Below are 14,954 nucleotides of genomic sequence, written 5' to 3'. Positions count from 1 at the left end.
GATGAGAAAACATTCTTTTCAGTCGTCGATGTTGCCGCTCGCGCGTCGCCCGACGACACACGATGTGCGCCGGCGCGAACAGGGTTCGACCTTGCTGATGGGCTTGCTTTTTCTGGTGATCCTGACATTGATGGGGCTGAGCGCGGCCGTCATCAACCGGACCGACGAGCGCATGGCCAGGAACAGCCGGGATCGCAATATCGCTTTTTTTGCCGCCGAATCGGCCTTGCGTGATGCCCGTCGCGACATCACTCCGGACATTGCGGTTCCTCCGGCAGTCAGCGTGGCAAGTCGCATCCAGGGCGCTACCGGTGCGACTGCCGATTGCAAGACGGTGCGCGGTTTGTGCCTGCCTGCTGCAGCCGGGGAGAAGCAGGTCTGGGAGGTGTATCTGGAAAACCCCGATAGCTCGGTCGAGTACGGCCAGTTCACTCTGCTGTCGAATGCGCAGAAGCTGCAGATGGCACCCACTCCTGGTGGGGTGACAGCACAGCCGCGCTACCTCATTGAGGTTCTTCCCGATTTGAACGGTGTCAGCCTGAGCGCACGGCTTCCGCAAAAATGGCTGTACAGAATTACCGCGATTGGGTACGGCGCGAACGCAGGAACACGCGTGCTGGTGCAAGAAACCATACGTCCATGATTCATTCAATTCGACCATCCGGTCCCGGAGCGCATATGTCCATTTTTACGCGAATTGCCCGTCTTGCCTGCCCGCCGTGCCATGTTCGTTGCTGCATCCCGCAGGTGCTGGTGTCGATTGCATTGGCGGCGTGCTTGCCTTCATGGGCCGCACCGCTGAATCTCGCCAATGCGCCGCTGTACACCAATACGGCGGTCAAGCCACAGGTCATGATTAACATGTCCAAGGATCAGCAACTCTACTTCAAGGCCTACAACGACTATTCCGATCTGCTTGGCAATGGCGTCGTCCAGACGACGTACACCAACACGGTCGAGTACTACGGTTATTTCAATTCAGGTATTTGCTATGACTATTCGGGAACCAAAGGACGCTTCGAGCCAGCCAAGGTAGCCGACGGGAACCACTATTGCTCCGGCAAGTGGAGCGGTAACTTCCTGAACTGGGCGACGATGTCGCGCATGGATGCCGTGCGCAAGTTGCTGTACGGTGGCATGCGTTCTACCGATACCTCCGAAACAGTCCTGGAGCGCTCCTACCAGCCGATGGATGCACATGCCTGGGCCAAGTATTACAACGGCGCCGACCTGGACAAACTGACGCCCTTCACGGTGGCGCAAACCGTCGGCACGCCGCTGACGAGCCTTTCCTCGCTGACGATCAATCCCGGCGAGAAGACAATCACGACAACCACGGCGTGGAGCGATTTCCGGCTCGGTGATCAGATTCGTCTCGATGCGACGGGCGCTGGTAGTGCCGGCATGTACATGATTGGATGGGTATCCCAGACACCGGGTGAACTTAAAATCCAGGTAGCGCAGAATGGCATTCCTGCAGAGGCCTCGGGAACATTTTCCAACTGGAAGGTAACAAACCTGACGCGCACGGGGCTGACTTTATGCAACGTCACACCGGATGACACTAGCGCGACAAACAGATATTCGCAATCGAACAAGGCCGCGCCGCAGATTCGCGTTGCGCGCGGCAACTATGCATTGTGGGCATCCAATGAACGCTGGCAGTGCAATTGGGCGGAAGAAAAGGCTGGTACTCAGGGCGCGGCTGGTTCCTCGAACGGCAACGTGCCGCTGATATCGGGGCTGGATGCTTCTGCGGACAATCCCAGGCGCGCAGAACGCGGCCTCAATGCGCTGTCTGCCCCGGCCACCACCGGCGAATACATTGCACGGGTACAGGTCTGCGTGGATGGACTAAAAACGGGTGAGAAGTGCAAGCAGTATCCCGATGGCACCTTCAAACCAGTTGGCCTGCTGCAATCCTACGGTGATAGTGACAGCAACCTGATCCAGTTCGGTCTGATGACCGGCAGCTATTCAAAGAATATTTCTGGCGGCGTCCTGCGCAAGGACGTGAAGGATTTTGCCAGTGAAGTTGACGCAGCGCTGCCGTCGTCGAACGGCAAATTCACTGCAGAAAAAGGCATTGTCTACACCATGAACAAGCTGCGGATTTATGGCTACGACTACGGTGAAGGCACGTACATCAACAACGACGGTTGTACTTTTCAAATGCCAGGCTTGGTGCTAACGGGTGGTGGCAGTAATCAGGGAGACTTTGCGAATGAAGGAAAATGTTCCAGCTGGGGCAATCCGATGTCGGAAATTTATCTTGAATCACTGCGCTATTTTGCGGGTAAACAACCAACAAGCAGCTATGTCTATTCGTCAGGCAGCAAGGACGCAGCCCTTGGACTGGAAGTCATCACGACCTGGACCGATCCGCTCACACCGACCAATTACTGCTCGTCACTCAACACGCTGGTCTTTAATCCCAGTGTGTCGACCTATGACGGAGATCAGATGGACAAGCTCAGCGATCTTGGCAGCACGCTGAGCGCTGCAAACCTGACCACCCAAATCGGCGAGGCAGAGGGGATCAACGGGAATAAATGGTTTGTTGGAAACAGCGGGTCGAGCAGTGACGGCATGTGTACCGCAAAGACCATACAAGCACTCGGCGACGCAACCGGTCTGTGTCCGGAAGGACCCGCCCAGAAAGGCACCTTCCAGATGGCCGGCGCTGCCTGGTACGCCCATACCAACCGGATACGTCCGGCTTCCAATCCTGTCGCTGCCGTGGTTCCGGCAAGCGACAAGACATCATTGAAAGTGGCGACCTACGGTATTCAGCTGGCGACCAGCACACCGAAGATCAACATCACCGTTGATGGCAAGCAGGTCACGCTCTTGCCTGCCTATTGGCTTAACGCTGGCGGCAGGGGCGTCTACAGTTCTGGCACCATCGTTGATTTCAAAATCATTTCGCAAACCGCCGATGCCGGGTCGTTTTATGTCAATTGGGAAGATTCCAGCCAGGGAGGAGACTTCGATCAGGATGTGTGGGGCATCCTCAGTTATACGGTCTCGGGCAGTACAGTGAAGGTATCTACAGCGGTTGTTGGTGCATCGTCACTAAACCAGCAAGGGTTTGGCTATGTCATTTCGGGAACAGACAAGGACGGACCGCATTTTCACTCGGGTGCCTACGGGTTCAATTTTAACGATGCGTCCAATTTGTCCGTGACGCCATTGGGTCCGAATACAAATGCATCGGGTGGCTGTAACAACTGTCAGAACGGACAAGCGAAAACTACCGCGTCTTATCAGGTCACTGGCAATGGCGCATCGCAATTGCGCGATCCTCTGTATTACGCGGCGAAGTGGGGTGGCTTTACTGACCTGAATAACAACGGCAGGCCTGACCTTAAAAGGGAGTGGGACAAGAAAAACACCAACGGCACATCCGGTGCTGACGGGATTCCCGATAACTACTTTTTTGTCACCAACCCGGCGGCACTGGAAAATTCTCTGCAGCAGGCATTCCGGTCGATTTTGACCAATGCGTCGTCGGCCTCCGTTGCCAGCAATTCGGCGTCGCTCAACACCAGCTCGTACGTGTACCAGGCACGTTTCAATGCCTCTGACTGGTCCGGTCAGTTACTGGCGTTCGCCATTGACCAGGCCGGTATGATCAGCGCCGATGCGCAGTGGGACGCTGGTCAGGTGCTCAACGCGAAAGCGCCAGCCTCGCGGGTGATCCTGACCTATAACAAGTTCACCAAAGCGGGTATCCCCTTCGTCTGGGATAAATTGCCACCGTCGTACCAGCTCGCCCTGAACACCGATTTCACGTCGGTCAACGATAACCTCGGCGAGCAGCGAGTCAATTGGCTGCGCGGGGACAAGAGCAAGGAGGGTACGGAAGTCGGGCAGTTCCGTGCGCGCGAAACCTCGATCCTGGGCGACATCATCAATTCGAATCCCCAATACGTCGGCACGCCCAATGGTGGATTTCCGGATGCGGATTACCCGGCGTTTATCAAAGAAAAGGCCGATCGCATCCCGATGATCTACGTCGGCAGCAACGATGGCATGCTGCATGGCTTTTCTGCGACGGATGGCAGTGAAAAACTCGGATTCATTCCATCCCGTCTGATGGCGACTCTGTCAGGGTTGACAGAGCAGGGCACGTCCCATCGCTACATGGTCGACGGATCGCCGATGGTGCGTGACGCGAAAGTCAATGGCACATGGAAAACCTTCCTGGTTGGTACGCTGGCAGGCGGTGGGCAAAGCGTGTTTGCGCTGGACGTGACTGATCCGTCCAGTTTCAGCGCAACCGATGCACAGGCTGCCAACATCGTCCAGTGGGAATTTACGGATGCGGTCGATGCCGATCTTGGCTATACCTTCGGTCAGCCATCGATCGTGAAAATGGCCAACGGCCGCTGGGCGGCGGTGTTCGGCAATGGCTATAACAACCAGTCGAGTGGCAAGGCATTTTTGTACATTGTCTTTCTGGACCGCGCCGTCGGGAAACAAACCTGGGAGATTGGCGTCGATTACCTGAAACTGTCAGCAGACACCGCCGACGGCATGGTCGGCACTCCCGGCACGCCGAATGGCTTGTCGGAGCCGCTGCCGGTCGATGTCGATGGTAACGGCATGGTCGACGCCGTCTATGCGGGTGACCTGGCCGGGAATGTCTGGAAATTCAAATTGGGTGGCGCCGATCCCGCTAGCTGGGGGCGTGCCGAGCGACTGTTTACGGCCACCTCGGCCAATGGTGTGGTTCAGCCCATCACGTCGGCACCCGACCTCATCCGTAATCCGGTTGGTGGCTATGTCGTGACATTCGGCACGGGCCGCTATCTGCAGGTGAGCGACACCAGCGACCTCGCGACGCAAACCTTCTACGGCATTTGGGACCAGGATGGCAGTGCTGCGCCATCACCGGCGATCACCCGTTCTGTCCTCCAGCAGCAGACCATGCTGGCCGAGGTTACTGCCGCCTCCAAGATCAGCTATCGCCTGACCTCGAACAACCTGGTGAACTACACGACCCAGAAAGGCTGGTATCTGGATCTGCAGACGCCGTCGTCGACGCTGCCGCAAGGTGAACGGGTCATTTTCAATCCGGCCATCCGGGCCGGTCGGGTGATCTTCTCAACGCTGATTCCGTCAACCACGCCTTGTGATTACGGCGGTGGCGGCTGGCTGATGGAGCTCGATGCAGTCAGTGGTAGCCGGCTCTCGGTAACACCATTCGATGTCGACAACAACAAGGAATTCACGGTCGGTGATTTTCTGGCCGTGAATGACACCAGCGCAAAAATCCCGGTCAGTGGACGGCGTTCCAGTATCGGTATTCCTTCCGCTCCGACCATCATCAAAGGCGAACCAAAGCGTGAGTACAAGATCCTGTCCGGATCCAAAGGTGGCACCGAGAGCGTGCTGGAGAACGCTGCCAGCTCAAGCGGTCGCCTGTCTTGGCGCGAGATCATGCGTTGATTTTTTTCAATCTGATCGTGAGCGATGGTCTCTTGCACCTCCGCTCGACGTGCCGGGCACTGTGAACGTCCTGTCTGGTGTGTGCGGGCAATTCGCCGTGATGGTGCACGTTTTGTATATTGATTTCATGGTGGGAGCGCAGTGATGACAAGACGATCCGAGGGTGGCTTTACGCTGATCGAACTGATGGTGACGGTGGCGATCGTGGCAATTCTTTCAGCGATCGCCTACCCCTCCTATGTCGAGCAAGTCGCCAAGTCCAGGCGTGCCGAGGGCCGATCGGCCATCCTGCAAACCTCTGCGCAGCTGGAGCGCTACTACACGATGAACAACGCCTATGTCACAACGCTGGCTGCCCCCAGTACCAAGTACACCATCGTCATTACAATCCCGGTGGCAGACACCTTCCTGATCACGGCGACACCATTCATCACGGATGCCAAATGCGCGAATCTGACGTATGACCATCTGGGTACAAAAGGGTTTTCGGGTACCGGTACCGTGGCCGATTGCTGGTAGTACTGGTGCGGGATGCCTGATGTGATGCGACCTTGTTTTGCACGCTACTGGTTATCCTCGCTTGGTGCGATCGCAGTGCACGCGGTGCCGTGGTTGATGTTGAACACCGTGCCGGCGCCAGTGACGCCAGCGGTCGTGGTCATTGCGGCAAGTTCGCCTGCATTTGCGGTATTGCCTGCAACGACGCCGGAGTTTTCAGCAGCCCCGCCAGCGGTGCCACTGTCGCAACGTTCGGCCACCGCTCCGCACCAGCCTGCATCGCATCACCGATCTCCGGCGGTGACGGTAACCAGCCCGCCGACGGCCACGCCAGTGATCGACATGCGCGAAATATTTGCTGATCAGATCGGCCTCGACCAGGCGCCTCTTGCGCAGGCAGTCGTCCCCGGGACGGTAGCGCCGGCAGGATACCTTGATGCAGTGCTGGTTGAAAGACGCCCTCGCGCGCGCCAGGAACTGGTGCCGGTGTATCCGCAGGAAGCGTTTGCGCGCCGTGCCGGTGGTCGCGTGGTGGTGGAAGTGCTGATCGGTGCGAACGGTTGTATCGACGCATTGCGCGCTCTGGATGCCACGCCGGGATTTGCCGATTCGGCACTCGGTGCGCTGGGCACCATCACGTTTGATCCGGCGCTACTGGAAGGACATCCGGTGGCGGCCAGAATGCTGGTCGAGCTTGTCTATGCGGTGGCGGATAGCACGGTTATCCGGATGGATTGATTCAGTCCCCGGTTGCCACCATCGACCGGTTGCGGCCCGCCAGCTTGGCGCAATACAGCGCCGTGTCAGCGCGCATCAACAGCTCATTGCGGGTCAGACCGTGCTGCGGATATTCGGCGATGCCTGCCGAAAACGTGAAGCCAGTGAGCGTCTGCCCGCCTCGTTCAACCACCAGTTCACGGTAGCTCTCGGCAATGGCCGTCATTTTGTTTGTCGCCATGTCGCTGTTCATGTCGCGCAACAACATGCAGAATTCTTCACCGCCATAGCGGCATAACATGTCGGAGCCGCGCAGGTTGCTTTCCATCAGTCGTGCGAAGCGAATCAGCACGTCATCACCAAACGGATGGCCATACGTATCATTGACCCGCTTGAAAAAATCCAGATCGAGGATGACCACCGCAACCGGAAACTTTCCGCCCGATTCTTCCAGTACAGCGTTCAGACAGGTTTCAAAATGGCGCCGGTTGTACAGGCCGGTCAAGTGATCACGAATAGCTTGTTCCTGCAGCGAACTTTGCAGCGCATTGACGTGGTCGATCTGGTGGGTTAATTCCTTGTTGAGCACTTCCAGTTTCTGGTTCTCCGCTTCGCGCGCGGCGTGCTTTTCAAGCGCGATGTCACGTTCTTCTTTCAAGGTTTTCATCTCCGATTCGAGATGGCGCATCAGCAGCCGGGAGTCGTGCGCGGACTTGTTGCTGACCTCGACATGTCCCTGGTACTGCTCAAGATAGGTGTAGGCATTTTTCCATTTGCCGAGTCGCGCATGGATCGTCGCCAGTCCCTTGAAAATCTGCTGCTGATAAAACGGATTGCGGGTGTAGCTGAGCAGCGCGCGTGCGTGGTTCAGCGACACCAGTGCAACGCGCACCCGGCCGGCTGCCATGTCCAGCATGCCGCGTACCAGCCAGGCGTGCATTTGCTCTTCGTAGTTGTCGCCGATCAGGGCAAACTCATGGGCCTGGTCGAGCAGACTTTTTGCGCGGTCCAGATTTTTCAGCAAGATCGAGGCATGCGCTCCGATGCTGTAGATGAATGCCTTGTCGTCGATATCCATATCGGCGACATTGAAGAATGGTGTGATGACCTGCAGTGCTTCTGCGACCTTGCCGGTGGCCAGCAGGCACATGGCCAGGTTGCCCGAGACCAGTGGTTGCTGTGCAAAAAGGTGCTCGTTGTGAATGATTTCTAGGGCTTCGACCAGCAGCGGAATGGCATCTTCATCATTGCTCAGGTCATGCTGGCAAGAGGCCAGGTTCGACAGCATGTTGACCCGGTGCGAGGCGGTGCCAAAGCGTTCGGCGATATCCAGCGCCAGCAGGAAGTTGCGCGGTCCAGCGCTGATATCGCCTCGGCTCAGCGCGTCGATCCCAAGTCGGTTGTAGAGCGAAAATTTGTTCAGTGAATCCGGGATCTGGCTGGCCAGCTGTCGCGCACTTTCAAGGTGGCTGGCTGAACTGGCAAAGTCGCCGCGCCGTGTGGCAATCGCCCCCAGGCAAACTGCCGCAGTCATGCCGCCTTCCGGATCGTTCAAGCTCTTGAACATCGCCGGCAGTGGCGTGCACATGGCTTCGGACTTGTCATATTCGCCCGAGTGGAACAACACGGAGAGCAAATTCAATTGTGCGTGAGCGATGCCGCGCTGGTAACTGATCCTTGAGGCAGCGTTCATCGACAGGGTCGCAAGGCGATTTGTCTCGGCACGATTCGACGCAAGGCAGGACAACGCCTTGCGGTTCAATCGATCGATCTCTGCGATATCCAGTTGCTCGTTGTCGCCCACTGCTGCGGCTCCTGTCTGAGGGGTGTTGCTAGTAAGTTTTTATTCGGCACTTACCGAGACGGTACGATTCGCCGATCTGAACCACGTAAAACGCGTGGATATAATAGTTCAAGAATGGCGTTGACTTGGAGTAATTTGTCGATCTCGGCGTCAGATTACCGATAGTTGCCCGATCATTTCCGGTGCCCATCGGATTTGCACACGAAGTAGCAAGCCTGCGCACCTGGCGCACGGGTTAGTGTCCGTGTACCCACTCCGTATGTGCGCAGAGTGACGCCACCAAAAAAAAGGAATGACATGCTTTTTTCTACCTGTGATGTATGCGATGCCAACGAAGACAAGCTTGGCGTTGGCGACCTGACGGTACTGCCACCCCTGTTCCAGAGCTATGGACTGCATCGCCAGTTCAGCGGACCTGCGGCCACGCTCAAACTATTTGAAGACAATGTCCTCGTTCGCACCCTTCTGGAGACGCCCGGACTGGGCCGGGTTCTGGTGGTCGATGGCGGCGGCAGTCTGCGTTGCGCGCTGGTCGGTGGAAATCTCGGCAAGCTGGCCGAAAAAAATGGCTGGAGTGGCATCCTGGTGCATGGCTGCATCCGTGACGTCGATGAATTGAACGCCTGTGCTGTCGGTATTCGTGCTCTGGCTGCCCATCCGCAACGCAGTCACCGCAAAGGCGCCGGCGAGACCGGGCTGAACGTCGTGATCGCCGGCGTCATGGTGCGACCCGGTGACTGGATCTATGCCGATGCCGATGGTGTGCTGGTCAGTCGGGAGCAGCTTGTCCGGTGATGTCGGTCGCGGGTCCGGTGACGTTATCGCGCTCTGTGTGCGGTGCTGTCATGGGAAGCGTCAGTATGAAGGTCGTGCCGCTGCCAACCGCACCGCACTGGCTCCGTACCTGAATACGACCACCGAGTATCCCTGTCACGAGATTGTGCGTGATGTGCAAGCCCAGTCCGGAACCGCCAGCGCCAAGTTTGGTGGTGAAGAAGGGATCGAAGATGCGATCCAGATTGGCTGCGGGAATGCCCGCGCCGTCATCGGACACCATCAATTCAATCCAGTTCTCGTTGACGCACAGCGCAGTAATGTCCACCACGCCGTCGCTATGTCCATCGAAGCCGTGTAGCAATGCATTGTTGATCAGGTTGCTCAACACTTGTCCCAGCGGACCCGGATAGCTATCCATCTGTAGCGTTGCCGGAATGTGCTGCTGTATCCGGATGGCGGTTTTACGAATCGTTGGTGATAGCGACACGATCATTTCAGCGGTTGTTTCGGCCAGTGAGAAGCGGCGGCGCTGCGAGCTGGTCTGGTCCATCGCAACCTGTTTGAAACTGGTTACCAGATCTGCCGCGCGCTCCAGGTTGCGCACCAGGATGTCGCTGGCTTTCTGGGTGTCGCTGAGGAAGCTGGCGAGGGCCGAATGGGTCAGGCCGCTGCGGCTTTCGGGGCCGAATTCGCGGGTCCGATCGGCCAGAGTACTGGCCACCATGACGCAATTGCCTATCGGCGTATTCAGTTCATGGGCAATGCCGGCCACCAGTGCACCGAGCGCGGCCAGTTTTTCGCTACGCACCAGTTCGTCCTGGGCCTGGTGCAGGGTCTGAAGTGCCGAGGCCAGTTCCAGATTGGCGGTGCGCAGCGCCTCGGTGCGTTCGATGACCCGCACTTCCAGCGTACTGTTGAGATCAAGCAGCCGGGTTTTTATTTCATCAATCTCTGTCACGTCTTCTGCTGTCAGAATGAGTAGCTGCTGCCCCGCCAGATCAAACACGCTACCGGATGTCTGCACCAGCGTTTTGCTGCCATCGCCACGGATCATCCATGACTGGAAGCGTTCGATCCGCCCATGTTGCGCAAGGCTGTCAACGATACGATTGCGATCCGCGATATCGACATGCATCGCCAGAGAGTCAACCGGTTCATCAAGAACGTCCAGGCGGCTGCGCCGGTATAGACGTTCAAAGGCCTCATTGACATCCAGCAGTCGATAATCGCCGCCGAAGCGCGACAGCGCTATCGACACCGGTGACGAATGGAAGATCGCGGCGAAGCGCTGCTCGCTGTTGCGCAAGGCCAGTTCTGTCTGTCTGCGCTGTAGTTCGGCGGATGCTCGCTCACTGAAAATTTGCAGCAGCGACCTGACCAGATCGGGATTGCCAAACGACTGCGAATCGGCCACCGACAGAACGCCGATAATCGTGCCATCGGCATCGCGGATAGGGGCACCGGCGTAACTTTCACAGTTCATTGACACTAAAAGCACATCGGTCGGAAACTGCGCCTGTAGCGCCTGCGGAAACAGCATGATATTGCCTCGCAAGACTTGCTCGCAAGGCGTGTCGGAGATCGCAAAAACGCACTTTGGAACCGCCTGCCCATGCGCCTGGTAGGCCAGCGTGGTGATGCTGTCGGGATCGTCCGGTGCCCGTAACGCGATGAAGGCATGATCCGTGCGCAGCGCTGCTGCCAGATCGGCCACAAGCAAGTCGAAAAAGGCGGCGCCGGCAAATTCCTGCGTGCCCTGCGCCAGGCGCAACAGTGCCCGATCTACCTCGGCTTTTTGTGCCTCCATGAGACGCTGGTCGGTGACATCGCGAATCACCGCCATCATGTAGGTTTCGCCACTGACCGAGAACAGGTTGGCATTGAGCAGGCAAGTGCGTATCGAGCCATCCCGGGTGTGCAGGTCCCAAGAGTAATCCCGTACGGTATTGGCGGAGTCTTCGGCCAGCTGCTTCAGTAGTGCGTAGCGTTCTTCGGGCTTGTGCCAGATGCCGAGGTCCAGCGTGGTTTTGCCCACCGCTTCCGCGCGGCTATATCCGGTAAGTCGCTCGAAGGTCGAATTGACGTCGCTCATCATGCCGTCGCTGAGCCGGGCAATCGAGGTCGAGTCCGGGTTGCCTTCGAAGGCGCCGATAAACTTCGCTTCCGAAAAGTCCTGTGCTTCTTTTGCGCGCTGTTTTTCGGTGACGTCCTCTGCCATCGAGAGCAGGCGGGCACCCTGGTTTGACTGCGTTGTAATGTGGGCATTGCGCCATTGGCAAATGATGCGTTGGCCATCCGCCCGGATATTGCGACTGATGCTGCGGTCGCCACCACTGCCAGTCATCAGGCGGTCGAAGATGGCGTTGACTTCGGAACGCGACAATGTCGGGATGATGAAGCTGGCATGCTGACCCAGAGCCTGTTGCCGGGTGTAGCCAAAAATCTGCTCGGCTGCCGTGTTCCATTCGATCACGCAAAAATTCAGGTCCCATTCGATGATGGCGATCGGGCTGTATTCGACCAGCACCCGAAAACGTGCTTCGCGTTCGTACAGTTCATCTTCGATGCTACGGCGTTTTTCGATGTCACTTTCCAGTTCGAGATTCTTGCGCGCCAGTTCATCAAACAGGCTGCGCAACCCGATACGGGTGTGCTCCAGCCGCTTGCTGAACTGTCCGATTTCATCCAGTCGTTGCCAGTGGAACGGTACATCGAGCTTGCCGCGCGCCAAACGTGAGGTATCCAGCCCGAGCTGACGCAGCGGTCGTAACAGGCGGCTTTCCAGCAGCAGCAGGATCATCAGTACCGACAGGCCCAGCTGTGCCAGCAGGGCGAATAGCGACTGCATCATGTCGGCGGTGAGAGTTTTTTGCAGGCGGCTGCTGGAGACTTCGACGCGCAGCGTGCCAATCATGGTATCGCGATAGCTGATCGGCTGACTCAGTGACGCGGAATAACCGACCCGGCGTTCCGTGTGGGCACCGGACACGAACGGCGTCGATGTGCTGTCGAGGACGCTGATGCTGATGATGTCGTCGTCTCGCAGCATGACGTTAAGCAGGTCGGTGGCGCCGTCGCGGTCGCCGTTGCGCAGTGGCACCTGCATGCCATGCGACAGCAGGTCCGCGTTCTGTCGCAGCATGGTGTTGGTGCGCGATTTGATTTGGACATCGGACCGCCGCAACCACGACAATCCGTTGATCAGCAGCGCAGGAACGAGCAGGCCAATAACGATCGTCAGGACGATGGCGCGCTGCAGGGTCAGAAAGCGCGGCTTGCCCGGCAGGGCGTCGTCAGTTTCTGTCATGCTGCTGCAGCCAGCCAGGCAGCAACTCCGGCGCCATCGGTCGGGCAAACAGGTATCCCTGCGCCAGCGGACAGCCGAGGCGGGTCAGGATGTCCGCCTGGCGTTCGTCTTCGACCCCTTCGGCGATGACGGTCAGATCCAGGTTATGACCCAGCTGGATGATCATTTCGGCGATGCTGCTGCCGCGTTTGGCATCGGTAATTTCGTTGACGAAAGCACGGTCGATTTTCAGGCGGTCCACCTTCAATTGCTGCAGATAACTGAGTGACGAAAAGCCGGTGCCGAAGTCGTCGATGGCGATGCTCATGCCGATCAGTTTGATCTGGTCTAGCGTCGTGATCAATAGCGCGGGATCATCCATCGCCACCGACTCGGTGATTTCGAGTTCGACGAATTCCGCTGGCGCACCGGTCTGTTCCAGCGCCAGCCGCAGCATGGTCAGGAATTGCGGATGCCGGAACTGCACTTGCGAGACGTTCACTGACATCATGAAGTCAACAAACCCCCGGGCCCGCAGCTCGACCAGCTGCTCACAAGCGGTACGTAATACCCAGGCACCCAGTTCGATGATCAGACCGGAATTTTCGGCAATCGGAATAAAGACGTCAGGACGGATGAATTGTCCGTCATCGCCACACCAGCGCAGCAGCGCTTCGGCACCGACGACCTTGCGGGTCGATAGATTGATTTGCGGCTGGTAGACCAATGTCAGTTTGCGTTGTTCGAACGCGGTACGCAGCGCATGCATCATGCGTACGCGCCCACGAATATCGACGCCCATGTTGCGCGAGAAATAGCAGTGGCCCGAACGCTGACGGGTCTTGGCCCGCTTGAGGGCGATGTCGGCATCCTTGAGCGCATCGGTGCCTGTGCCTGAATACTCTGTAAGACTTACCAGACCAACGGTCGCCGTCAACGGTACAGCTTCCCCGTCAACACTGAATGGCGTGGCGAAGAGATCAAGAATCAGTGCAGGATTGACTTGTTCGTCAGTACCGATCAGGCAAAACGTGTCACCACCGACGCGTGCCACGACCAGTTGCTGGTCCAGCGAAGAGCGCAGTCGTGTTGCAACGGCCAGCAAGAGCAAGTCGCCGAACTGGTGACCAAAGGCATCGTTGGTTTCGGCAAAGTGATCGATGTCGATCAGGGCCAGGGTGATGTCCTCGTTGGTGCTGGCGGAGAGCGTGTCGTCCAGCAGATTGACCAGTCGTGCCCGATTGGGCAGCTTGCACAGCGGATCGTAAAACGCCACGTCATGCAGGCGCTCGGTCAGCAGCATGTTGTCGACACACACTGCCAGGCTGCAGGAAAACACCGCCAGCAGCTGGCATTGCTGACTGGTCAGCGGCACCTGTAAATCGACGTGCACCACGAAATCACAACTCGTCGTACCCGAATACAGTGCACAGAAGGTGTCTGCAGTCACGTTACGACGGCTGTTTGCAGCGAGCATGACGGTGTCGCGCTGCGTTGCGTCGGGCAAGTCTGCAGCAGTCCGGCCGATCAGGGAGTGATAACCGGCATCTCCTGCCACCAGCACGAAATCCTGCTGGCGTTCGGTGCGATGTTCGCGCAGGCAGGCAAACCCCGTCGACGGCTGGTCGATCAGCAATCCGATCTGCAGCATCACGCGATCCGAAAAATTGCGCATGCCTTTCGCTGCCATCAGATGGGCACTGGCACTGATGATCTGGTCGAGCCCGCGAGTCCCGGCGCTGATGGCGCGTATCTGGGCGTAGGAGCGCAACGCTGCTGTCATGGTGGTGAACAGCTTGACGCGGGTGAGTTCGGATTTGGTCTTGTAGTCGTTGATGTCGTAATCGCTGATGGCATGCATTTCAGGTGCATATCCCGGTTGCCCGGTGCGCAAAATAATGCGCACGTCCTGCATGCCACAGTCATCGCGGATGAACTGCACCAGCTGCAAGCCGGCGTCTTCCTGTTCCATCACCACATCGAGCAGGATCACGGCGATGTCGTCTGCGATGTTGGATTGCTTCGTCAACAGCGCGCGGGCTTGCGTCGCGGAATACGCATGCATGAATTCGAGCGGTCGCCCTTGCATAACGATGTTGCCGAGTGCGAAGGTGGTGGCGGTGTGCACGTCGTGATCATCGTCGATGATCAGGATGCGCCAGACGGGACGGGTGGGCGCTGCCACGCCGTGGTCATCCGAAGCGACATCCTCATCCATGAAGACGATCACATCTTCAATTGGCGAGATTGGTTCGGTCATAGTGATAGTTCCGAAAATTCAGAGGATTTTTCAAGTGAGAATGTCGTTCTGTTAGTCGGGCATTCAGCTAACCGTAAAGATGTTGACAATTTATCTACTTTAATCGCATGTGGCACGCTATATGTCGTGTTTTTTGTGATCTGTCGAGAATTTAACCG

At 57.5% G+C, this 14,954-nt stretch carries 8 protein-coding genes; 5 read left to right on the top strand and 3 right to left on the bottom strand.

Annotated features, from left to right (window positions below):
- Position 1 precedes the first annotated feature (1 nt).
- The 4 genes from ABD720_RS07710 (at position 2) to ABD720_RS07695 (ending at position 6,690) form a co-directional block, all read left to right on the top strand.
- Entirely contained in the window at positions 2-643 is a 642-nt protein-coding gene (locus ABD720_RS07710) for a pilus assembly PilX family protein (protein ID WP_344762681.1), read from the top strand.
- A 35-nt stretch (positions 644-678) separates the two neighbouring features.
- Positions 679-5,454 carry a pilus assembly protein gene (locus tag ABD720_RS07705; protein ID WP_344762680.1) on the top strand — a complete coding sequence of 1,592 codons (4,776 nt, stop codon included), beginning with the start codon at positions 679-681 and terminating at the stop codon, positions 5,452-5,454.
- Positions 5,455-5,598: 144 nt separating this feature from the next.
- Positions 5,599-5,973: a type IV pilin protein gene (locus tag ABD720_RS07700; protein WP_344762679.1), complete on the top strand. Its 375-nt coding sequence runs from the start codon at positions 5,599-5,601 to the stop codon at positions 5,971-5,973.
- A gap of 24 nt (positions 5,974-5,997) precedes the next feature.
- Positions 5,998-6,690: an energy transducer TonB gene (locus ABD720_RS07695; RefSeq protein ID WP_344762678.1), complete on the top strand. Its 693-nt coding sequence runs from the start codon at positions 5,998-6,000 to the stop codon at positions 6,688-6,690.
- A gap of 1 nt (position 6,691) precedes the next feature.
- Here ABD720_RS07695 and ABD720_RS07690 read toward each other — a convergent pair whose 3' ends face one another.
- On the bottom strand, positions 6,692-8,473 hold the full coding sequence (locus ABD720_RS07690) for a GGDEF domain-containing protein (protein WP_344762677.1): 1,782 nt from the start codon (positions 8,471-8,473) through the stop codon (positions 6,692-6,694).
- Positions 8,474-8,770: 297 nt separating this feature from the next.
- Here ABD720_RS07690 and rraA point away from each other — a divergent pair, with 297 nt between their 5' ends.
- Complete coding sequence (rraA, locus tag ABD720_RS07685; protein WP_344762676.1) at positions 8,771-9,268, top strand: ribonuclease E activity regulator RraA; 498 nt, start codon at positions 8,771-8,773, stop codon at positions 9,266-9,268.
- Here the strand turns inward: rraA and ABD720_RS07680 are convergent.
- Positions 9,243-12,557: a PAS domain S-box protein gene (locus tag ABD720_RS07680; protein WP_344762675.1), complete on the bottom strand. Its 3,315-nt coding sequence runs from the start codon at positions 12,555-12,557 to the stop codon at positions 9,243-9,245. The two genes, rraA and ABD720_RS07680, sit on opposite strands and share 26 nt — an antisense overlap.
- Complete coding sequence (locus ABD720_RS07675; RefSeq protein WP_344762674.1) at positions 12,544-14,796, bottom strand: putative bifunctional diguanylate cyclase/phosphodiesterase; 2,253 nt, start codon at positions 14,794-14,796, stop codon at positions 12,544-12,546. Before ABD720_RS07675 ends, ABD720_RS07680 begins: the two co-directional genes overlap by 14 nt.
- Positions 14,797-14,954: the final 158 nt, after the last annotated feature.

It is taken from the genome of Actimicrobium antarcticum (assembly GCF_039536745.1).
Taxonomy (GTDB): Bacteria; Pseudomonadota; Gammaproteobacteria; order Burkholderiales; family Burkholderiaceae_D; genus Actimicrobium; species Actimicrobium antarcticum.
This window is presented reverse-complemented; position numbering and strand designations above follow the sequence as displayed.